Here is a 24,555-nt window from a genome sequence, read left to right as displayed (position 1 = left end):
ATTATAATCTGGGATAAGATTTTGAGATGACCGAATGAAGCTCACGACCGAATGTAGTTCGAAGAACCGTAGACCTTAAATAGGTCTACGATGAGGGAGCCACGACCACAGTGTCGTGGGTGAACGAGCATGACTGAATGAAGTTGTCCGGAGGACAACCCAATCCAGTAAATACGACTGAAATAAGTAGACCAATAGGTCTACCAGATGGACTAAATGTCCATCTGATGAAGGAGCCGAAACCTCCGCGTTTCGGGAGGGCTGGGGATGAAGAAGCCGAGGGTCCCATCCCTCGGGTGGGTGGACAAAAGCATCCTAACCCGTAAATCGGGCTCTGGCGAGAGAAGTCACGACCTCCGTGTCGTGACAACACTACATTAAGATTGACAAGTATCAACTAGTTTTACAGAAATAGTAAAAAATGTAATGAAGGAACCGAAACTTCAGTGTTTCGGGTGGGTTAGCCACAGCGCTGCGACGAGAATATATTTATATTAATAAGTATTAAATTACATTTTTCAATAATAATATAATAAAATTAAAGGAACCGAGGCCACTGTGCCGAGGCGTGACTGCCCTGTATATTGTAAGGTAATTTTACCACTGGCTTCGGCATGACTGCAACGTTGGTAGTAGAGACGTGATTGTAACATAATTCGATAGGCTTTAATCCACCATGCCGATACCCGATTAGAATATAAATCTGCAGAATTTTACTTAATAATATTATGTCGTCCTTTCAGGACTTCTTAATTGGGTAAACTATCTTCCATAGGGTGACTGAACTGGATATAATGCACTATGTTCTGCATTACTTATCACTGACACGATATGAAATGAATCTAACTTACCATCAGCATATTTCATACTTATTGCACTTATTATGTCTTGTAAAATTTTCTTTTGAACAATTATATTGATCAATATTATTTCTTATCAAGCAAATTCCATTCTAAACACTCAATCAGTATTTTCATCCCTAATATAACAACTCCTTGCAATTCAGGATTCATTTTCTTAAATCGAGGTTGATTCTTTGCCAGGAATAATATACCTGTGAACAAACTTTTAAATTTAATATTGGAAAGATTTTGTGAATTCACATCCATTCGATTCCCTTTAGCTTGTTCGCCAGACAAATAATTTAAAAATTGAAAATTTTTTTCCTGGAAAATTTCAAAATCGGATAGATCAATTTTTTTCTTCTTAATATTCGTTTTCTTCTCAAAGAATAAGAATACCACAAAAAACATTTTTATTATATCATCCATGAATTCTGGCTCCACATCTTGAGTATATCCCAAAATCAATGACATCATAAAAGGCTGATATTCTGCAATTCTATCTGATAAATCATTGGCACTTTTTATTCCAATATTATCAACTTGTTTTATTAAATCGGCGACTAATTGAGCTTCAATCTCATCTCCTTCACTAAATAAATTATGATTCATTCTATAAATTAAAATAGTCAGTGGCTCTTTCCTCACCCACCCAAAGCCAGTGGTTATGACAATTTCACCAAAAAAATCGAAAAATAGAAAAATTTAAATATCTGAGAGAATACTGTTATACAAAATGCATTTTATAACGACAGATAAGATGACCGACAATTACAAATACATTTGGTATTAGATTATACCCTATATTTTCTAAACTTCACAGCCCGAATTTCTGATTTATTAAAAACCACCCAATAAAAAAAGATCCTCCCTTGTGGTAAAAGAGGATCTTTCTTAATAATGTTAATTGCCTAAATATAACTACCCAATTATTTCATTAAAACCATCTTCTTTGTCGCTGTATATTTATCTGTGTCCAACTGATAATACAATACTCCTGTTGCATTAAGATCTGAACTGTTCAATCTTACTTCGCTGTAGCCTTTACCGTATCCACCTTCTATTACTTTCAATACTTTTCCGGTTATATCATATACCCTCAGTGTCGCATCTGATGCCTCAGGCAAGTTGAATCCGATAATTGTTTGACCAGCATATGGGTTTGGTCTGTTTTGGTACAATGCTAATCCCTTACTGCTACCCTTAAACTGTAAGTTTACATTTTTCAACTCCTGTCCACTTGTGTAGGCTTCTGTCATTGTTACTCTGTCGTTCAAACTCAATACATCTCTCAATTGTACATCTGCTTTCGCTTTGATCACCAATGTGAACAATACATCATTGGATCCTTTGCTGATTGCAACCCCTTCACTCCAAGAAGAAGTGATGATTCCTGGCTGGTATTTCACATAGTTGTCTTGAGTAAAGTTCAATGCTCCTGCATCGATGGTTTGAATTTCTACAGCGTTGTCAGCATAAGCCAATGTGTACTGCATACCTGTGATTTCGTTGAAGTTATCTGAAGTTACATTTACTCTGTATACCTCTCCTGCTTTAAGTGCTTTGTCTGCTACGTTCAAGTTCAAGCTGGTCAATCCACTTCTTGCACTTCTAGATGCATCGGCCGAAAGAATAACATCTCCGATTTTTACACCTACAAAGTCCACATTTTCATCGGATGTCAATGTCGTGGTCTCGTATGTTTCTCTCATACTACCATCATTGACAAAGAATCTCCAGCTCGTATTGTTGGCAAACTGTCTGTTTGGTGTCATTACCATTCTTCTTGTTGCCAATACATCCAATCCGTTGATCTCACCATTGCCATCTACATCAGCTGCGATTTTCTTGTAATCACTTGCGATGTTAGTTTTCTGCAATACATGACCTTGGATAGCAATAACATCCTGAGTACTGATCCCGTTTGAATGTCCAATGTTTTTGCTTGGTACAATGCTTACTTGTGAACCTCCATCCAAGTTGAAACCGTAACTTCCGTTTCCTGTAGTTACTGCTGTCAATGGACTTCCACTTCCCAATACTGCTTTCACTTCTACTTGTCCTATTTCTTTGTTCTCTTCTGTTACGATAGTTCCTGACAAGCTAACATCTCCACCACCTGGAGTTGTGTCAACAACTGCACATGAAGGATCTACTACGAATACGATCAATTGTTCGTAGTCTCTCTCGATAGTTGAACACCAATCTCTGATATTCCACACTCTAGTCATTTTATACATCTCTGGTCCGTCAGCATCTGCAGATGCTACCTCACTGATATACTCTTCTTTTAAACCAATAGCCAATGAATTACACAATGCACCTACCAAGTCAGCTTTCAAACTCACTTTACCCGTTACGGCTGGAGATAATTCTGTACTTACTGTTTCCAATGATGTGACACATGCAGGAGACTCTTTAGTATAAGTGTCAGCAGGAGTATCAAACATTGAGATTCCCAATTCACAGGCACTACTTATCCAGATCGTTTGCTCCAATGTGAAGTTAGGTGCTTTTGATCCACAACCTCCACTGATATCAAATCTTCTGGTGATCTTTCCGTTGCCACAGTCGTCTAGGTCAACCCATACGTCTTGTGTTTCGATTCTTGACTGACACAATACCGTCAATACTCCTAAGTAATGTTCAGATGAATCGTTAACCAAACTTGTAGTTCGCTCTGTTACATTGATCCAATCAATGTATCCATCGTGCAATGTATCGGCTACTCGAGTTACTTCCTCAGTCTCTTCACAAGTAACATTCTTGATATAGAATTTCAAGTCTTCGCTTGTGATTTCGTTACCTGCTGCATCAGTTACCACACCATTGCTGTTAACCCATGCTGCTACATATGAACCAAATGCTTCGTTCAATGCATCGAATGCACCTGTGCTATCTATAGCTGATCCACCTTCTCCGTATGCCGCTGCAGCTTCAATGATAGATTTATAGTTTACGTTGTACGACTCACATGAAATAGCTACATCAGCCAATTCTCTGTGTACTTTCGCTTGGGATTTGTCTTCCACTTCTACGTCTAACCATCCTTTACCCCAGTTACACCAGTAATCCATGACCAATAATTCTACAGTTGGGTTCTCACAGGCATCCTCACATTTGAATGGTACCGCGGGGCTCCACCCACCTCCTAGGTAGCTTACTTCTTTTCCGTATCCGGGTCGACCAGTAATCGCGTCTAAGAATCCTTCGAATTCTTCTATTTTCAATCTATTACCATGTTCCACATCTCCTCCACTACAGTTGTCGTTCAACAAAATGTATTTTACGATGTCATAAAGCCAGCCGTGTACTACAAATTCTCCACACTCATAGCTGTCTTCCCACAACCATAATAATTTTTGGTAGTAGTGATTTTCTACAGTCTCTGAGTTTAAGAATTTTTTCAACGCTGTAATATCGAAGTCATAATCTCCGCACTGGTACTCACCTCCTAAGGCACCTCCGTATCCAGAGAACCCTAAGTCAGACAATAAATCATCCCAGCTAGTGTAAGTTTCTCCTTCAGGACAAAGATCTACACAAGCAGTATCTGCCCACCAGTCAGTTCTTCTAGCCAAGATTAATTCGATTTCACAGTTGTCCCAACTTCCTTCATCAAAGGTCTCTGCTTTTACCCAAGCTTCTTTTGAAGTCAAAGAAACACGTACTTCATCATCCATCACCACGATTGGAGGAGTAGCATCTTTGATCTCTATGTATTTGAACCACTCACTTTGGTTCCAACAGCTATCTGCTGCTTCGTATCTTATTTCAGTTTTCACACCGTGTCCTCCGAATGGTATTCTGATAGGATTAGAAGTGTGAGCAAAGGTTACATAACCATCAGTAGTAGTAGCAACTCTTTCCAATTGTACTGCTCTGTCATTTACCATCGCTTTTACACTGTGTACACCGGAACATAGATCTTTCAATGTCACACTGGGTACATATACATCAGTGGCACAGTCGTGGCTCTCTGTAGTATATACTGTCCCATGGCAATACTCGTATTCTCTCGCTGATTCATATTGAAGACCAGCTGCTATATCTGCTACGATTTCATCGTGATCCCACTCTCCTATTTCGCACAACTCCTCTTCACATATACCGTACTCCCTTCCACCATCTACGGGATAACAGAAGTCGAAGATTGGACCTACTGTATCGATCAAGGTCAACCACTGAGATATAATGTATTTTGGTTTTTCTGTTACTAATTCACTAGACCAATCTGTATCATCATCAATAGTATAATGGGTGAAAACTGATTCTGGTTGAATAGCATAGATCCCTGCTACAAAATCAGGTCCGAATTCACCATTATTTCTTAGATCTTCATTACATGCTCTCAATTCTCCTAACACTTCTCCGTTAGCCCAACAGCTTTGAGTAATTATTATATTTCTTCCCTTTGTCTTAGGGCATGTTCCAGTCCAGTCGGCATCATCGCTAGTCATAGTAATTCCACAATGTGGCAAACCTGCCAACTCATCCAAACATATTTCAACACATGTATCTGGTGAGTTATTCTGGCCTACTGAGAAATCTAAATTCCCTTCATCATCCAATTCTATCGCTGGCACGCAGACTTTCACACATTCATCTGTTATTCCATCTGCTTTATCACAATATCTTACACAATCTCCTGATCCGTAGATTGATGGCCATCCTGCTGCGAACCAATAAGGACTATTGCCATTACCGTCCCAGAACCATTGATCGGTCACCTCTTCGTAATATCCATCTGCAGACAACACCCTGTCTCCTTTTTCTAAGAACACATAGGGGAAATATTGAAGTGATGCCAACGCGATTAAGTGATTCTCCCAATCTTCAGCCAATCGCGCTACAACGTTCAATGCTCCATATCCCAACTCTGTGCTACTTGCACCAGCCAATACATCAATTATATAGTCTCCATCGATGATATCTCCGATAGTATATTCAGTTTGAGCTTTGTCATTCTTTTTCAAGATAACACAAGCCAAATACTCTTCCAATAAATCTTGAGATGCTGCATTTACATAACCTGCAAGAAGTACGGCGGCTGGCAATTCATAAGTTACCGCTCCCATTTTCCCATAAGGCAATTCGTAGTCGTGTAATCCCATTGGCTGCTTCCATGCTGCATATCGCTTCAATGTCTCTCCTCCGATTTGATTTTCTTCGATTTCACAATAAGTTGTATCCTCTGCTTTCCCTTTAAACGAAGCAGGACCAAAGGCCGGCAATCTCAATACCACGATGGTGTCTACCAAAGTGCTCATGACGCCTTCCTTGTTAAATACTTCCCAGGTACGGAATATAATCTCTGCTGTATCATTTTCTTCATCACACTTAATAGGCATAATCCAATCTGGCTGTACGGACAATCCATAATATCCACTTCCTCTACCACCTGCACAGGGCACAGACACTACTGGTCGATAATCTGGATTATCTGCACTGGGAATATAACCACAATAGGTTACGACCTTCCCTCGTCTTACACCAGCGGTCACTACCTCATCGATATCACTGTCATCTGTAATATAATCCCCGTCATGAGTTGGCAGATCGGTGATATCGTGTTGAAATCTTGACGTCAAGTTCAATGACGGTGTACTTTGTATTCTAACCATACCTTCTGTGCAACTGCCCATTTGGTTGGTCACCGTAAAATCTACTACTTGCCCTGAATATCCACAAGTATTCCAACTAACTAAGTCGCAAAAACCTTCTATGTTAAAGGTCGATAGTAATCCGCCCCATTCATTGTAAAACTGTACAGTAATAGGATATTTAACTCCTTCTGCATTGGTCAATAAATCATATGCACCGAAAACAATGTCTCCATTTTCGTCTATGGCGGGAGAAAAATCACTACAATTCGGCAATTGATTGCCACCCAAACATTCTACCTCAATAAACAATATACTGGTATCACAAAAGCCGAATTCATCGCAGAAAAGTACACAGGCTGTATCGAAACCTGTAAATCGAGGATTGGGGGTATAATCCACACATCCCGTAATTAAATTTAAATTCCCAAGGCTTCCATTTGATGGATTTCCACAGGACAATATCGACGTTAATACTCCAGGTAACATGGTCCCATCCTTGCATATGGTGACGAGACTATCCATCGGAGTAGTCACTCGAATTGTATCTGGCAGGGGATTAACTCGTATTGCAATAATAGTAGTATCGCAAATACCAAAGTTGTCGCAAACCACTACACATGCAGTATCAAAGCCCACATAATCCACAGTAGGCGTATAATCCACACAACCCGTAGACAGATTTATATTGGACAAAGTCCCATTTATTGGGTTTCCACAACTCTCCATGGTGTTTACAATACCTGGAAACATGGTGGTATCAACACACACTTGAATAGTGGCATTTCCAGCTGTTGCGACTTCAACTATTTCTTTTTCTGGATTCTGATGAAGAGTTATCTCATAATCTTCAACTTCACCACCAATGACCGCTCCAAAAGGTTGAGTACATTTTCCTCTTTCATCACATAATCTAATTCGCGCATAACTGGTTTGAGGTAGTGTAACAGATAAATTGGGAACAGTAAAACTTAAAGAAGCAGAGGTCGACATATCACCCAATTCCATGTCAGTAGCAATTTGCTCTCCCGGATCTAAAAAATCTCCATCGTAATTGAAATCTATCCAAGCATTTATATAAGCAGAATCTCCTGTATTATTGGTTACGGTAATGGTTTCATTATAATTTCTTTGACTGACAATGGGATTGCCCCATACAATACCATCTTCATCATTGACACCATGAACATTATCGCCATTGGCCAATGGATTAATACCTGCTGCATCAAATTCTGCATCAAGTGCATTTCCCAACATCAATGTAGAAGAAGCAGATAAACTATCATAATTTAAGACAAAATGACTGGGTCCATTATTCACCAAAGTAGTCTGATAACTATCGGGAGCATCACCGAGATCAATACTCAAATCGGCATTAAAACAAAAGGCTCCATCATTGGACCCCCCATTATTGGTGACTCCAAGTGCTACCGTATTTTGATTATCAAAATCAACGATCGGATTGCCGCGTAAATCTAACCTATAAATCTGACCTGAATTGTTATGACTAACATAAAAAAATCCATTTTTATCGATATAGGCAGCTCCATAATTACCTGGGTGTAGGACTCCAGAAGGCCCCAAATTGACAACATTCCCTGTAGTAAGATTGATTTGAACAAGATCACTACCAGTTTGAACACCATAAACCATTCCATCCAATGGATTAAAAACAAAATCGTATACATTTGCTGGAGTATTCATAAAAATACTATCCACTATGGTTAAATAATCCATTGAACCAGGATCGATATTGATTTTATAAATATAATCAACCGCACTGGAATTATACAACAGCAAATGACCGTCATTATCCACATCTCCTACAGTAAAGTTTTCATGAGGCAATTTTGCAATTTCAGGCGTAAATTCAACGTGAAAGTCTCCCGATGGCAATTGAAAAGCGACGAAGAGGGTTCCGTCTCGTAAATCAGAATTGTACCCCCATATTCTATTGTCAATAATACTATATCCTATTGCATTTAAATTGACACCAGCAGCTAGATTATCACCATGGGTACCAAAACTCCCAGTGATTAAATTAATTGTATTCCAGTCCGCATTGGGTCCATACACTTGATATCCAATTGGCAGACATTCCATTTGAGGACAGACTGCCGTACCTTGATTGTAGCAATCTTGGTCGACGCAGTCGATCAAGCCATCACCATCGTCATCTACACCATTATCACAGATTTCCACCTGGGCATATACTGTTCCCATAGTAAAAACCATAATTATAGCCGCCTTGCAAAACAATACAAACAAATGTAGCAAAATAGAGTCTCCCTTTTTTATCATCATTTCATCTTTAAGAAACTATCAATTAGTTTACGCTTCTATATATCAACAACTTATACGACTTCCATATAAAAATTATGATATAAACAAATTAATAAGGATAACCACAGAGCCTACATAAATAAAAACTTAGGCTATTATTTAAGAGTAATAAATTGAATGAATTCAAAAAGTATTGGGGAATAATATAGACATGAGTTCAAAAACTATTCCAAAATTAATTTAAAATAATTGATTTCAAAATAATTTAATCTACTATTCACAAACATTTCATTTCGAACAGCATTAGTTTGAAACTACTGAAGAATAATTATGATTTCTTGAAATAATCTAAGACTACTTTTTAAATAGCAGCTTGTCTCTGTATTGCTAATAATAATTTAATTAGTAAAATTTATATCAATCTCATATAAAGACCAACCTGAATTCCTCGATAAACCTAAACCAAAAAATGGCTGACTTACGAACCTAGCTTATCACTATAATGTCCACAATAATTAAAGTAAAGTTAATCCGAAAATCCATTTCCAGACACGATGAAACGATACATTAGGGCTTTATTAATCATCTGAATAACAGTCCAATGAAAAAAAATTTACTTTTACTCACTGTCATTATAATCAATGTCGTTTGTAGCAACCTACTATTTGCACAAATTGACTTGCCAATACAAAGATTATCAAGCTATTCTACCCAAACAGAAGGGAGTGCTGAAGTAGTAGCATATGACAAAAATTCTAAACGAGTTTTCTTCACCAGTTCTGCAAATAATAGTTTTACAATACTGGATATTTCAAACCCCACTTCTCCTCAACTTATTAAAGAAATCCCATTACATCATTTAGGTGGTGGGCCCAACTCAATCGCAACAAACAACGGAATAGTAGCCATTGCTATCGAAAACGACACTAAAGTAGAAAATGGCTTTGTTGCATTATACGATACCGCAGGTGTATTTCTAGACACTGTAACTGTAGGTAGTCTACCCGACATGTTGACTTTTACTCCCGATGGCAGCAAAATCATTGTAGCTAATGAAGGAGAGCCGAATGACGACTACAACATTGACCCATTGGGCTCAATCAGCATCGTCGATCTGGCTTCTAGGACTGCAATCACCTATGATTTCACTTCGTTCAACGAAAGAAAACAAGAATTAATCAACAAGGGAATCAGAATCTTTGGCGACAATGGTACCACTACTGTTGCTCAAGATTTAGAACCCGAATACATCACCATTGTAAAAGATGGAAGTCTAGCCTATGTCAACTGTCAAGAAAACAATGCTTTAGCTGTGTTTGACCTAGAAACCAAAGAATTTATAGACATCCTGCCTTTGGGTTATAAAGATCATTACCTGGGCAGTGCAAGTGTTCAAATGTATAATATTAATGAAAGAGTAAACAACTGGCCTGCCCTAGGACAACCATTATACAACGGTGGTCAAGACACGGTATTCTTAGGGGGATTTTCAGGACTGTGCTATGATGCTTCTGCGTCAAATGACAGCATATCAGTATTTTTCGTCATTCCTGATCGCGGACCCAACGATGCTCCTGTGGCTGCAACAAGCGTAACACCAGCTGCTCCCAAAAATCTTAGACCTTTTAAATTGCCCAATTACCAAGGACGAATTGTAAAATTCTCTATAAATCACTCCAGTGGAGAAGTCAGTTTAGACCAACAGATTCCCTTGTTTAGACAGGATGGAATTACTCCTATTTCAGGTAAAGGGAATATCCCAGGTGAGGATGAAGTGCCTGTAACCTATACCGATACGACGACGCCTTATGGCAATGCGGATTTTATAGGTCCAGATGGAAAAGCTTATCATTTGCTACCCTACGACGAAATGGGAGGTGACTTTGAAGGAATAATTATTGACAAAAACCAATCATTTTGGATGTGTGATGAATATAGACCTGCTCTTTACAAATTTGACAGTACAGGTGTACTTATCGACAGATATGTTCCCAAAGGCAATTCATTACAGGGAACTACACCTCAGCCTGAGGGCACCTATGGCAATGAAACACTTCCTGCTACTTATGCCAAACGTTGGGCCAATAGAGGATTTGAAGCTATAGCCTATGATTCGACAAACAATATTATTTATACTTTTATTCAGTCTCCATTATACAACAGAAATAGCAGCACAAAAAACAATTCTGATATTATCAGAATCCTTGGTGTCAATGCTGAGAATGGTCAGCCTATAGCAGAATTTGTATACCTCCTAGAAGGCAATAAAAACCAAAGTTTTGGAACTTCAAGAGTAGACAAAATTGGAGACGCCGTTTACAAAGGGGAAGGAAAGTTTTTGGTAGTAGAAAGGGATTCCGAAGTAGGCAATAATCCACATGGGAAAAAATATATTTTTGAAATCGATCTTTTGGGTGCTACCAACATCTTCAATTCAGACATTGCAACCAGTACTGGTACAGGTGACATTACTCCACTTGAGGAGATGACAGCAGATGAATTGTTTGCCAATGGTATTCAACCGGTGCACAAAACCAAAGTAGTGAACCTCCCCTCAATCGGCTATTACGGATCGGATAAAACAGAAGGTATTGCCATTCTACCAAATAATAAAATCGCAGTAATCAATGACAATGACTTTGGACTTGCTGGAGCTGGGGTCATCGATGAATCGGTTTTGGGCATACTTTCCTTTAATGGCGATTACGGATTTGATGCCAGCGACAGAGACGACTCTATCAATATACAACCACAGCCAACTTTGGGCATGTTCTTACCTGACGGAATAGCCTGCTACAGCGTCAATGGTATGGATTATATAGTGACAGCCAACGAAGGTGACTCAAGAGACTATGATGGCTATTCTGAGGAAGAACGCGTTAAAGATTTAACATTGGACAGTGTGGCCTATCCGAATAAAGAAACCTTAATGGCCAATGAAAATATTGGCAGATTAAAAACCACTACAGCTAATGGGGATTATGATGGTAATGGTAGCACAGATCAAATTTATTCTTACGGAGCTAGGTCATTCTCAATCTTTGATAAATATGGAAATTTAATCTACGACAGTGGTCAGCAGTTTGAAGAAATCACTCGAGATCATGAATCCGAAGTATTCAATGAAGATGAAGGAGAATTTGACGGTAGATCAGATGACAAAGGGATAGAACCTGAAGCTATAACTATTGGCCAAATCGGTGAATTCACCTATGCTTTTATAGGCCTGGAAAGACAAAGTGCCATTATAGTTTATGATATTACTGATCCCTTTAACCCTTATTTTATAACTTACTACAACAATAGAGGTAATGGAAATGATTCATTAGCTGATATAGCGCCCGAAATCATTGAATTTATTCCAGCTTCAGAAAGCCCCAACAACAATGCTCTATTGATTGTCGGTTATGAAGTGAGTGGAAGTGTGGGCATCCTACAATTGACCGACGAATTGACGACTACCAGCCAATTGGCAAAAGAGGCGAAATTTAGCATCTATCCCAATCCGGTAACTGATAACCATTCACTCTACTTCGATCAAATTTTGACAGGAAAAATTATTTCAATGGATGGAAAGGTAATACAATCATTTGAAGCTCAAAAACAGATTTCTGTTGCAGGTTTGAAAAACGGAATTTACGTCATCCAAAGTGATAAAGGTATTCAGCGTTTTATTAAGCTTTAATCATATCACATAGTTATTATACGTCAGCAGGTTGGGCTTTTTCTCTAAGCTCAACCTGTTTTTTTAGGTTCAACCTCATATCGAATTTATTTAATCAAAATCTAGAATACATAAGTAAATTGTCAAATATTAACTCAATCTTACACTATTTGTCGTATAAATAACTGAACTACTTTTCCATATTCTACCTAAAACAATGATACTAATAAACCGAATATCAACGACTCCCAAACCAAAAATCTTTATCGCAGCGTAAAATCTTTAGGAAATTTTTCCTTCTTCCTCACACCAAGTTAAATTCATTCGCGCTTTAAGAACTCATTCTTTTAATCTAACTTTACATCATCACCAAAACAACTACAATATCTATTTAACACCACAATCAAATGGATCGTAAATACATAGAAGCCCAGGTTTTTGACAAAATAGACTTTTCTGAAAATCCTATTCAAATGGGGGAATATGAATACTGTACTTTTGCCTCTTGCAATTTCACAAAGGCAGACTTATCTCAGATTCGATTTCTCGACTGCGAATTTTTGGAATGCAATTTGAGCAACACCATCCTACACAATACTAGTTTCCTAGAAGTGAGCTTTAAAGATTGTAAAATGATAGGCCTACATTTTGACCAGTGCAATACCTATGGACTAGAGGTTACCTTTGAACGTTGCCAACTCAATTACTCCTCCTTTTTCGAAGTCAGTCTCCCTAAGACTTTGTTTAGTCATTGCCAATTGCACTTTACGGATTTCACGAGGTGTAATCTTAGCCGTTCTGAAATTAATCATTGCGATTTACTAAATGCCACCTTTCACGATACTGTTTTGGAGAAGGTCGATTTCCGTCATTCCACCCAATACAGCATTGATCCAGATCAGAATAAAATCAAAGGCGCTAAATTTTCATTGCCCGAAGCCCTTTCACTTCTCAGTAAATATAAAATTCAAATCACTTAATTCCTCCCCACCTTAAAATGTCAAATCCAAGTTCCTAAATCAAAGAACAAAATTTTTAGACACAAAACATCTATCCTCCTATTCAATTCAAAAGTTTGAAAGGAAAATTTCATAGTTTAAACGAAACAAGATTTCTTGGAAAGAAATTGAATACAATGCCTCAATAAAATTAGATATAATAATCCTTTGAAAAAGTAATTAGACTTCCTTTTGGAAAGCACTTATTGATCAGGTATAAAAAGATAAATTACCAGAACGCGTCATTATCCCATCGAAGTAAGAGCTGACGATGGTCGTACAAAAAAATATAAAATTTCCAAATAACAACAAATACACCCACATTCTATTGCCTATCCCAGATGATGAATTATCTTTAAACAGAAAATAAAAGCCAAACCATCGATAGTTACCGTGACCAATAACCCAATAGCCATGAAATACATCATCCTAATCTACCTTTTAATCTTGGCATGTAATTCACCCATACAGCAAAAATCCAGCTTATCGGTGACCCAAGACGAAAGCAATGGTCATGTCATAGTTAAAGATCTTGAAGACACTGTATTGATTTATAACTATCATACCATTCACGAAAAAGATGTCATTCGATTAGATGGAGCCGTTCGTGAGAACTACAATAGAGTGGAAGGCGATACATTTGTGACCACAAGTATTTACGCCGTTCCCAGAAGTGATTATATCCATCCTTTGTACGGACTCCAAGGTGAAATGCTGACGCGGGATTGGCCAGACGGAGGCCACCCACATCACAGAGCCATATTTTGGGCCTGGCCTGAGGTAGAATGGGGTAAGGAAAAGGGAGACATCTATGCTTTGCAAACAGTTTTTGCAAGACCTACTGGAAATTTAGAATTTTCCAATGGAGAAGATTTTGTTGAAATAAAGGCTGAAAATCTTTGGAAATGGGAGGATACCACCGACATTGTTCGAGAAATAGCGAAAATCAAAGTCTATGACAAATCTGAAGATTTGCGTTGGATCGATTTAGTATTAACTTTTCATGCCCTAAAAGACAGTATAACCATTGCAACTCGAAAAACAGACAGTTACGGCGGCCTTAATCTTCGCATGCAGACCCCAGACCATCAATCCATTAGGCACCATTCCGACACAATAACCAATGAAGTCATTCGATCATGGTCAGATTTTAGCGGTCATTTCCTAGGGGCAGAAAAAAGTAGTGGTCTCGCCGTTCTACAGCATGGATCCAATCCAGAATATCCAGGCACATGGGTAGAATACCCCGATTTGGCTTGGGTTCAACCCACATTTCCCACTCCGGGTACTAGATATGCTTTGCACCAAAATCAACCACTCACTTTGCGATATCGACTCGTCATTCACAATGAAAATAATATTCAAGACAAAATATTTGAAGAATGGTGGGATGAATACAATCATTGAAATGTGAAAAATTGATCCAATAAACCTGTATCCTTTTCTAAAAAATTCAAAATAATGAAAAATAAAAATGATATCAAGCGCAGAGACTTTGTCAAACAAACTTCTATGGCAGCTTTCACCCTACCTTTTGTACTTCCTTCAAAAGTTATTTCAGGCAAGGGCAAAATAATGCCCAACGACAAAATTAATTTAGGCATCATAGGCTGCGGTGGTTTGGGCAAGGCCAATTTAAGAGCTTGTATGAAAGACAATGCAGTAGAACTGGTGGCCGCCTGTGATGTATGGGACGAAAGATTGAATCCCATTATTGACCAATACAAAAACGCTAAACCCTACCATGACTATCGTGAGCTTTTGAACCACCCGGGATTAGATGCCGTCATCATTGCCACGCCGGCTCATTGGCACGCCATACAAGCCATTGATGCCGCAGAAGCTGGACTAGCGGTTTATTTGCAAAAACCTATGACTATGCATCCAGCCGAAAGCATTGCAGTGAGAAATGCATTTAGAAAACACCAAACCATCAATCAAATAGGCACTCAGATTCATGCAGGACAACACTACCGCAGGATGGTAGAACTTATCCAATCCGGTAATTTGGGTAAAATAGCTTCTGTTCGAACCTTTTTTGTAATGAATGAAGCCCCCGATGGCATAGGCTCAGGATTCAACAACTCTCCCATCCCCAAAGGTTTAGATTGGAATCTTTGGGTAGGACCGTCGCCGATGCAAGCCTTCAATCCTCATTTGGTTAAAGATGCTTTCTATCACTGCTTTTGGATGGATTTTAGCGGAGGTTGGACGCCGGGTATGGCACCACATATTACCGACTTACCCATATGGGCATTGAATCTTGGATATCCTACTGAAATATCAGCAAGCGGAGGACGATTCATCATCAATGATGATGGGGATGCCTATGACAATCACGAGGTTTTATGGAGATATCCCAACTTGACCATGACATGGATGCAGTCTTCAACCAATAGTCATGGATGGGCATTTCAAAATGCCGACAAAACTGGTGTAGGCTACGAAACGGGGACCAGAAGAAGATTAGGCATTTATTTTCACGGAGTCAATGGGACCTTGATCACCGATTATTCTTCACACATTCTCGTTCCCGAAGGCAATAGAATGGATAACCTATCCACACCTCCTCCTTCGATTGCGCCTTCTCCAGGACATGAATTGGAATGGATTCAAGGATTGAGAAACAAAATTCAACCTTCTTGCAATGCGGAATACCACATCAAAGTGGACCTACCCATACAGCTAAGTATTCTATCTCTTAAACTAGGTCGTTCCATTAAATTTGATCCCATAACTGAGACTATTGTCGATGACAAAGTTGCCGCAAAAATGGCCATTCCCGAATACAGAGGAGAATGGAAGTTCCCCAAAAAATATTTAAATAAATAAAATCAATTTTTAAGATATTTACAAAATCAAGCTTTTCAAAGCACATTATTGCTGCTGGGAATAATTCATATAGAATGATAGAATAATTGTTTTAATTCGACCATTCCTATCACCGATATTATACGAATTACATGTGCCATGGGAATATAAAATTGTCAATTTTTAAAAATATATCTAGCTTTAAAAAGCATAAATTTGAAATCTATGCAAACCACCATCCATCAATTTCGTGAAAAAGGCTTTGTCAAAATAGATTCCCTATTGACCAAAACAGAAGTCGATGAATTGCGACAGATATACGATGCATTATTGGCCGACAAATTAGCCACCCAAAATTTGAGAAGTGATCTGGCTGGGGACAATGCGACTAACGACAGCGGTGTAGAACGCATCACCCAAATTATGAGGCCCAGTTCTGTTAATCAAGAACTCCATCAACACCTTGTTTATCAAAAAACAATACAATGGGCACAAGATCTTCTGGGGCCAGATATGGCCTTAGATTTTGATATGCTCATCAATAAAGCGCCCTTTACAAAAACCGAAACGCCCTGGCATCAAGATGCAGCCTATTGGATCAATATGCCAGACAAACGAGCCGTAAGTTTTTGGATCGCCCTCGACGATGTATTTCCCGAAAATGGCTGTATGTGGTTTGTCCCTCGAGCAAAAGAAGATACCGTCTACCATCATCAAAATCTACCCAATGGCGGAGCATTATACTGTGAGTACAAGGGGGACCAAAGCCAAGCCATCTCCATGAAAGCGGGTAGTTGCACCGCCCACGATGGATTCACCTTACATTATAGCCGGGGCAACGAAACCAATGGATCAAGACGCGCACTTATTCTCAATTATCGCCCCACATCCATGATTGCCTATGAAAGACAACAAGGTGTAGACCACACGGGTCAACGAAAATTTAAAAAATAGCTAATTAAAATTACAGAACAAGCCCAACCTAGAATAACCCTCGTAATCTTAACCGTAATTATGAAATTAATGTAATAGAATACAATTATTCAATATCAGTATCGATATCTGTTTGATTAATCCAATTGGCTTTGATATCCTCACCATTCATAAATCGACTATAAAAATTTCGAGTAGCAGACTGCGAATAGGGATAATGGTCAAAGATGTCCCCATTACCGAGAATTCGCGGATCCTTCTCTTGTTTCAACTCTTTTTCCATTTGTGCGTATAAGTTATTTCGAACCGTTTCATAAGAAGCATTATCGATCAAGTTATCCATGCATTCGGGATCTTTGACCACATTATACAATTCTTCACTGCCCCTTTTCCCAAAAGAGAGATCCCAATACACTGAACTTCCCATTCGTCGGCGAAGATTTAAAATATATGACTTAGTCGGCGAACCATCACAATTCATATACCCTGTCTCTGGATTACCTGCAGGCCAACGGTCGGTTTTATAATTTTTAATATACAAAAAACTATCCTGTCGGATACCTCGCATAGGGTAACCCTCATCATTGGGTCGCCCCAAATCATGCCTTTCTTTTCCTATAACCATGTAATTGCGTTGATCTGGAAATTTTTTATCCTTAAAAACCGGCATTAAATTATTTCCCTCTATGGGCTGCATTCCACTTTTTGGCTCAACTATTCCAGCTACAGCCAAAAAGGTAGGTGCGATATCGGCAAAACTTACAAACTTATCATAGCGACGACCGGGATTTTTAATACCTTTTGGCCACATAATGGCTAAGGGCAAATGATTGGAATACTCATAAGATTGACCTTTTAGTCGCGGGAATGGCATTCCATTGTCTGAAGTCACCACAATAATGGTATTGTCCAATTCCCCCATCTCTTCTAAAATAGCCATCATTTGACCTAGATGATTATCAAAATGTTCGATCTCAAAAGCATAATCCAGCATATCATTCCTCACCGTATCGGTATCTGGCCAAAATGAAAAAACGCGATCGATATCCTCCAATGACTTGCCACCCTTTTCAACCCCAGAACGATAACTATACCTTCTATGTGGTTCAGTAGCTCCATACCAAAAACAAAATGGTTGATCGGGTGAACGATCCTGCAAAAACTTCTTAAAATTGGCCGCATAATTATTATTAGAAATTTGCTTTGTAGGCGGAGTCAAAGTTTCACTTCCGTATTTCCGCCCCAATAAATGACGAGGCTGACCATCGATCTTCCCCGGATCTCCTGGCGCCCACCCCTTACCTGTCCATCCAGTATGATATCCTCTATCCAGTAATACTTCAGCGTATGTCTTGTACTTTAAAGGAAAATACGGAACATGATTTCCAGCCTCTTCTAACTGCCACGAATTTCGCCCCGTTAACAAAATTGCACGAGAAGGTGCACATTTAGCATTAGGGGTATATGCTTGGGTAAACAAGATACCCGATGCTGCGACCCGATCAAATGATGGAGTATTCACCCAATCGCAACCATAGGCTGAAGCATGGGGAAAAGACTGGTCATCCGATATACAAAACAGGATATTGGGAGGCCGAACCGCCTCTTCCTCCTGACTACAGCTAAGAGTCAAAATATAGATCCAACCAAACACAGCATACAAAACACTACTGCGTATAACGCTTAACACATTAATTTCCATCATTATCTTTTTATCACAATTTCTATTCAATAGTCTTCCATCCTTGGTTAAAAATCTTATCTCTCGAAGCACTTCAAATCAATCTATATCTTCACCTCCAAATACAACAACCGCCGTTGCACTTCATCACTTGCTCTTACTTTCTCCTTTAACCGCTTCCCGTCAATATTGAATTGATAGTCGGCACCTCCATCCTCCAACAACACCATCATATTTAACATTAACAGTGCTTCAGCTGGCTCTTCTGCCTCATATAACGCAGTCAAAATGTGTTCCTCTTGATTTTTATTCCCTGCAAGTGCAAGTGCTTCTGCAGCTCGAACTCTATTGATACCCATTTCATCTTTTATCGCCATCTCTTCTATGATAGGAAATAAACCAACCGCTTCCTCTCCAAATCCCACACATACCGTCAATGCCCAGTAACGATCCAGTGCATCAGTGGACTCGAGGCACTTCATTATTTCTTCCTTTACATCATCAAAGATTGCTAAAGACAAATCCGCAATAGATAAATACCGCTGAATATCTTTCGCATGATTCTGACCAAAAGTAACAGGATCTCCCCCTCCATCTCTAATGAATAAATATTCGGGATATAGAGACAAATCGGTCTTTTCTATCATCCAATTTTGTAACCGGACTCTCATATCCAGCAAAGTAGAATGGTAACTGCTTTCCATGGCCAAATTATTGGTCTCATATGGATCCTCTTTCACATCGTACAACAACTCAACGGGTCGAGGTTTAAAAAATGCCCCTTCTACCTCATCCAATTTACCCTCGCGATACAGGCTATCCCATTCCCGATATGCTAATTGTTTATATCGATAGTTGTTCCTTAAACCATCGTGATTGAAGGGTTGAAAACTGCGGATATATTTATAATTCCCTTTTCGAACTGCACGCACCATATCGTATTTTTCATCGAATCGATCGGCATAGCTATAAGTTTCATCTCGCCCTTCTACCTCCGACCATTGCACACCTTGTCCCAAAAACGGTTTACCGTCCATTCCCTTGGGAATTTCAATCCCCGACAAATTCAATACGGTAGGGCCAAAATCTATAAACTGTACAAAGCCATTGGATTGACTTCCAGCCTCAATACTTAGGGCCTCTCTGTATTGTTGTGGCAAATAGACAACTAAGGGCACATGGAGTCCAGTCTCATAGAGATAACCTTTGCTGCCGGGCAAAACACCACCATGGTCTCCAAAATAAAAAATAATGGTATTGTCCATTAAACCATCAGCTTCGAGATCTGATAGGACTTTCCCCACTCTTTCATCCATTTCAATAATCTTATCTCTGTAGTAGGCATTGGTAAATTGAAACAAATGGGTATTGGGGTGATTCGGCAGAACCATCGACGTATCCATTTCGGTTTTGAGATCATATGATTGTACCACATCTTTATCAAAATGCAAACTACTTTCATGACTCACTCCAATATTGTGTACATGAAAAAAAGGTTGACCTTCATTTCGATTTCGCCAACTGGCCTTTTTTGAAGAATCATCCCACACACTATCCGATTTCTCTAAATTGTAATCTTCCTTGCTATTATTGCTCGTATAATATCCCGCTTCCCGCAAATACTGAGGGAACATCTCGACATCCTTGGGCATGGGAACTTTTTGAATTTTTCGGTGATACTGTGCTCCGATCCGAGGAGCATAACATCCAGTAATCAATGTGGATCGTGCCACACTGCATACCGGAGCATTAGAAAATGCTCGATTATATTGTATCCCCTCTTTGGCCAGAAACTCGATATGGGGAGTTGGACTTCCATTTTCATGAAACATAGAAAGATAATGCATAGAATTGTCCTCAGATGTAATCCATACAATATTTGGCCGATCAACGATGGCCTTTTCATTTTTCATTTGACAACCCAATAAGGTTAAGAAAAATATACCCATTAGGGTTTGATATCGAATTGAGGCATTCATCATTATCTTTTTTTCTCTATTTCTATTAATTATTTCAATTCCAAATCTTGTATTTTTCCGTAATCATCCCCTCTAATGGCCTCAAAATCCTTAATCATCGATTCCAATTTATCGGGATGTTGAGCAGCTATATTATTTTGTTGACCTATGTCAGTAGACAAGTCATACAATTGATACTTGCTGTCATTTCCCAACTCGATATTCACTGCTTTATGCAGAGCCGGCCCCTTATATGGAGGAATCAGCGCCCAATCACCTTGTCTATAGGCCGTTCGAGAGGTAGCTTCTATGATTAAATCATCCCTACCTATCTCGTTTTCTCCTAAAAGTGCAGGAAGTAAATTTTCACTATCAATATTCCCCTCAGGATTTAAACCCACCAAAGCCCCTATAGATGCCAGCAAATCGATTTGACATACCATGGCATCGGAAACTGCTGGTTGAATTTTCCCTTTCCAATAAGTGATAAAAGGCACTCGAGTACCTGCCTCAAACAGACTGTACTTTCCTCCGCGGAGCTGTCCTTTGGGATTGTGATTGCCCAGTTTTTCGACGGCATCATCAAAATAACCATCGTTTAATACAGGTCCATTGTCGCTCGTAAAGATGATCAAGGTATTGTCCAATATTCCTTCTTCTTCTAGAGTTTTCATGAATTCACCAAAACAATAATCTGCCTCAACGATAACATCACCTCGAGGACCTAAACCTGAAGATCCCACAAATCGCGGATGCGGTGTTCGTGGCACGTGGGGTTGTTGGAAAGCATAGTACAGAAAAAATGGCTCATCTTTATGTTGAACCACATAATCCTGAGCTTCTTTCAAAAAATGATCGGCCATATCTTCGTCTTTCCATTTGGCTTTTTCTCCCCCCTTCATAAAACCAATTCTCGGAATGCCATTGACAATGCTATTATTATGTCCGTGATGCCATTTCATTTTCAGCAATTCGGGATTGTCTTTTCCGGTTGGTTCTCCCTCAAAATTGTTTTTATAATCTACGGAAATGGGATCATTGGGGTCTAGATTTACCACATCGCCATTTTCAATATATACCGTAGGTACTCTGTCCTGTGTAGCAGCCATAATATAAGAATAATCAAAACCTACTTCGTTTGGCCTCGGCGATACTCTTGTGTTCCAATCTACATTTCCCGATCCAAGCCCCAAATGCCATTTGCCCACTATTCCGGTGTGATATCCAGCTCTCGCCATCAATTTCGGTAGAGTTTCTTGCTGGGTATCAATGAGCAAGGGTGCTGTTCCCGGAAGGATTTTTGCATTTTTATTGCGCCATGGATATACTCCAGTCAGCAATGCAAATCGACTGGGAGTACAAGTGGCTGAAGAAGCATACCCTCTTGTAAATCGAATCCCCTCATTGGCTATTCGATCAAAATGGGGAGTTTTTAATTCAGTAGCTCCATAGGCTCCTACATCACCATAGCCCAAATCATCCATATATACGACCACTACATTGGGTCTCTTTTTATCCTCGGATTGCTCATCGGTCTTTGTCTGTGATTGACAACCAAACAAAATTCCTACAAAAAACAACCATACATATAATTTCATAACATCAATTTTTTATCAATACTTTCTATTTTCAAATAGAATACATATATTAAGTATTTTGTAAATTCTACAATGCACCATTTCCGGAACAGAACAATTAATACGAAATACGTTTTTTAACCGTCCTCTGACTATTCCCTTATCAACTTCATATTGGGTTCACCAGTCAAATAACCTAAAGAGGTCAGAAATCGATCTAAAGCTTCTACCGTCGCCTCGTACATCGGTCTATTTTTGAGATTAAAAAATCCATGGGGCTGATCTTCGTATATATGTAAGTCACAGCGACTCCCAACTTTCTCTGACACCACTTTAAAATATTCTGCCGTCTCAACTGGAATTAAACGATCCTTATCCCCTAAAAAAAATATCGATGGAGGCATACCTATTCTGATATTGTGCAGTGGTGAAAAATAGGGATACCTTGAACCTATTCTATCGTAGCCATAACCTCCAGGACCGTTATCTATCACAGGGTTAAAAAGTGCAAGGGCATTGGGGACAGCGCTGATATCGAGATTATCAGATTTTTCATTATATCTTCTTATGGTGGCTGTAGCCGCAGCCAAATGTCCACCTGCCGATCCACCTGCAGCAACAATTTTATTGGGATCAATCTGAAACTTACTAAAATTGCCACGAATATATCTCACTGCAGACTTGGCGTCTTTTAAGGATTCAAATGGTGTAGTTCCCTGTCTAGATTTCACTCTATAATCGGCCAAAAAAACCACCATTCCCCTACTGGCCAAATACTGTGCATGGGGTTCAAATTGAGCTGTACTTCCTCCATTCCAACCTCCTCCAAAAAAGAAGACTATGGCAGGATACAATTGTTCGGCCTTCATATTACTTGGTTTATAAACCTCCATGGTCAATTTTGTAGTATCGACTTGTTTGTAAATAATAGACTCCTGGGCTTGAATCGTAAATGAGAAACAACAGATTAAAAATAACAAGAATGCCTTTTTCACTAAAAATATATTTTAATGGTGTTTGATAAAATAAAAACAAAATACATAAATGAAATCACATTTCAATATTTTGACTTCCCATCTTATTTCAACTAAAAAAAGCGACACTATAAATAATTAATCCATAAGACCTATAACTGTCCAAAAATATTACACAAAAAATTTGTTGTTGAATAAAACACGGCAACTGACCAGAAACTAAGACTCGCTAACGCTCCATAAAATTATTTTAGAGAGCAAATCATTTCTATACTATCTTACAATTGAAAAACTTATTTAAACTCAAGCTTCTATGTCACATTATCATCAAAACCTCTGTCTTTTAAGCTATCATTTTTCTCAAAACCTAAACATCAGCATTGCTGCAAGGCTCAACTCGAATAGCAATCTTTTCCAAATTATATATCTAATTGAATTTACACTATTGTATATGGTGATTTACATGGCTTGAGAACCAAAATAAGCAAGGCTCCACACGATGACAGATGAAATAGTGATGCCAATTGTATTGGCAAAAAAAGCAGCTTTGCGCTCCAACTTAAACAAATAAGTAGCGATTGACCCAGCATATACCCCAGTACCTGGGACAGGTAACATAACAAATAAGACGACTCCCATATTGCCATATTTTTTCAAACTGGTCGCCGAACCCTTCTTAGCCCTTTTCGCTACCCATAAGGCCATTTTTTTATACCAATACCATCGAAATAAGAAAACATTAATTTTATCCAAGAAAAACATCATAATAGGATATACCAATATATTGGCAGTAAGTGCCACCACGAACACCATATAGGGGTTTAATCCATTAAGTATTCCATAGGGAATGCCCACTTTAGCCTCCCCTAGGGGAGATATGCTCCATAAAAAAGTTAATATAAAATCTCGAATCATAGCATAATTAATCTGCAAAGCTATAAATAGTAAAAGAAAGTAAACAGAATTGTTTTCAAAAAAATTGCCTTTTTATCAAACGAAAGTTAGGACTTGATTCGACTACTTCACCACAATCTTGTAATAAAGTGACTTATCATAATTAGATACAAAGAAATAAAGTAAATTAAAGACCACAGAGCTATTATATTATTCACTTATGAATCGCAAAATGGGATAGACCAGATTTAAGTTGATTCCCAGCCAGATCAAGTCAGTTATAGTTAATTGACATAAAATATAAATTGCTAATCTATGGGTATTCCATTAATACGAA

13 protein-coding genes are annotated in these 24,555 nt (G+C 38.8%); 6 read left to right on the top strand and 7 right to left on the bottom strand.

Annotated features, from left to right (window positions below; all coding sequences use genetic code 11):
• Positions 1-137 precede the first annotated feature (137 nt).
• Entirely contained in the window at positions 138-326 is a 189-nt protein-coding gene (locus LVD51_RS13545; RefSeq protein ID WP_236971922.1) for a hypothetical protein, read from the top strand.
• A gap of 600 nt (positions 327-926) precedes the next feature.
• Here the strand turns inward: LVD51_RS13545 and LVD51_RS13540 are convergent.
• Both LVD51_RS13540 and LVD51_RS13535 read right to left on the bottom strand, forming a co-directional pair.
• Positions 927-1,454 carry a hypothetical protein gene (locus LVD51_RS13540; protein WP_236971921.1) on the bottom strand — a complete coding sequence of 176 codons (528 nt, stop codon included), beginning with the start codon at positions 1,452-1,454 and terminating at the stop codon, positions 927-929.
• 317 nt (positions 1,455-1,771) lie between these two features.
• Positions 1,772-8,749, bottom strand: coding sequence for a DUF6923 family protein (locus tag LVD51_RS13535; protein WP_236971920.1), 6,978 nt, complete (start codon positions 8,747-8,749; stop codon positions 1,772-1,774).
• Positions 8,750-9,329: 580 nt separating this feature from the next.
• Between LVD51_RS13535 and LVD51_RS13530 the strand changes: the two genes are divergently transcribed.
• The 5 genes from LVD51_RS13530 (at position 9,330) to LVD51_RS13510 (ending at position 17,155) form a co-directional block, all read left to right on the top strand.
• A complete protein-coding gene (locus tag LVD51_RS13530) occupies positions 9,330-12,413 on the top strand; it encodes a choice-of-anchor I domain-containing protein (RefSeq protein ID WP_236971919.1) in 3,084 nt (1,027 codons plus the stop codon).
• 386 nt (positions 12,414-12,799) lie between these two features.
• Positions 12,800-13,372 (top strand): pentapeptide repeat-containing protein, encoded by a 573-nt coding sequence (locus tag LVD51_RS13525; RefSeq protein ID WP_236971918.1) that lies wholly within the window; start codon positions 12,800-12,802, stop codon positions 13,370-13,372.
• Positions 13,373-13,804: 432 nt separating this feature from the next.
• Positions 13,805-14,797, top strand: a complete 993-nt coding sequence (locus LVD51_RS13520) for a DUF6807 family protein (protein ID WP_236971917.1) — start codon at positions 13,805-13,807, stop codon at positions 14,795-14,797.
• A 54-nt stretch (positions 14,798-14,851) separates the two neighbouring features.
• Positions 14,852-16,222 carry a Gfo/Idh/MocA family protein gene (locus LVD51_RS13515; protein WP_236971916.1) on the top strand — a complete coding sequence of 457 codons (1,371 nt, stop codon included), beginning with the start codon at positions 14,852-14,854 and terminating at the stop codon, positions 16,220-16,222.
• A gap of 204 nt (positions 16,223-16,426) precedes the next feature.
• A complete protein-coding gene (locus LVD51_RS13510; RefSeq protein ID WP_236971915.1) occupies positions 16,427-17,155 on the top strand; it encodes a phytanoyl-CoA dioxygenase family protein in 729 nt (242 codons plus the stop codon).
• Positions 17,156-17,240: 85 nt separating this feature from the next.
• Here LVD51_RS13510 and LVD51_RS13505 read toward each other — a convergent pair whose 3' ends face one another.
• The 5 genes from LVD51_RS13505 to LVD51_RS13485 form a co-directional block, all read right to left on the bottom strand.
• Positions 17,241-18,839 carry a sulfatase family protein gene (locus tag LVD51_RS13505; protein ID WP_236971914.1) on the bottom strand — a complete coding sequence of 533 codons (1,599 nt, stop codon included), beginning with the start codon at positions 18,837-18,839 and terminating at the stop codon, positions 17,241-17,243.
• 80 nt (positions 18,840-18,919) lie between these two features.
• Complete coding sequence (locus tag LVD51_RS13500; protein ID WP_236971913.1) at positions 18,920-20,797, bottom strand: sulfatase family protein; 1,878 nt, start codon at positions 20,795-20,797, stop codon at positions 18,920-18,922.
• Positions 20,798-20,823: 26 nt separating this feature from the next.
• On the bottom strand, positions 20,824-22,371 hold the full coding sequence (locus tag LVD51_RS13495) for a sulfatase family protein (protein ID WP_236971912.1): 1,548 nt from the start codon (positions 22,369-22,371) through the stop codon (positions 20,824-20,826).
• Positions 22,372-22,502: 131 nt separating this feature from the next.
• Positions 22,503-23,345, bottom strand: coding sequence for an alpha/beta hydrolase (locus tag LVD51_RS13490; RefSeq protein ID WP_236971911.1), 843 nt, complete (start codon positions 23,343-23,345; stop codon positions 22,503-22,505).
• Positions 23,346-23,783: 438 nt separating this feature from the next.
• Positions 23,784-24,239 (bottom strand): COG2426 family protein, encoded by a 456-nt coding sequence (locus LVD51_RS13485; RefSeq protein WP_236971910.1) that lies wholly within the window; start codon positions 24,237-24,239, stop codon positions 23,784-23,786.
• Positions 24,240-24,555: the final 316 nt, after the last annotated feature.

The organism is Membranihabitans marinus, from assembly GCF_021729155.1.
GTDB classification, from domain to species: domain Bacteria; phylum Bacteroidota; class Bacteroidia; order Chitinophagales; family Saprospiraceae; genus Membranihabitans; species Membranihabitans marinus.
The sequence above is the reverse complement of the archived record's forward strand: the minus strand, read 5'-3'. Positions and strand labels throughout refer to the sequence as shown.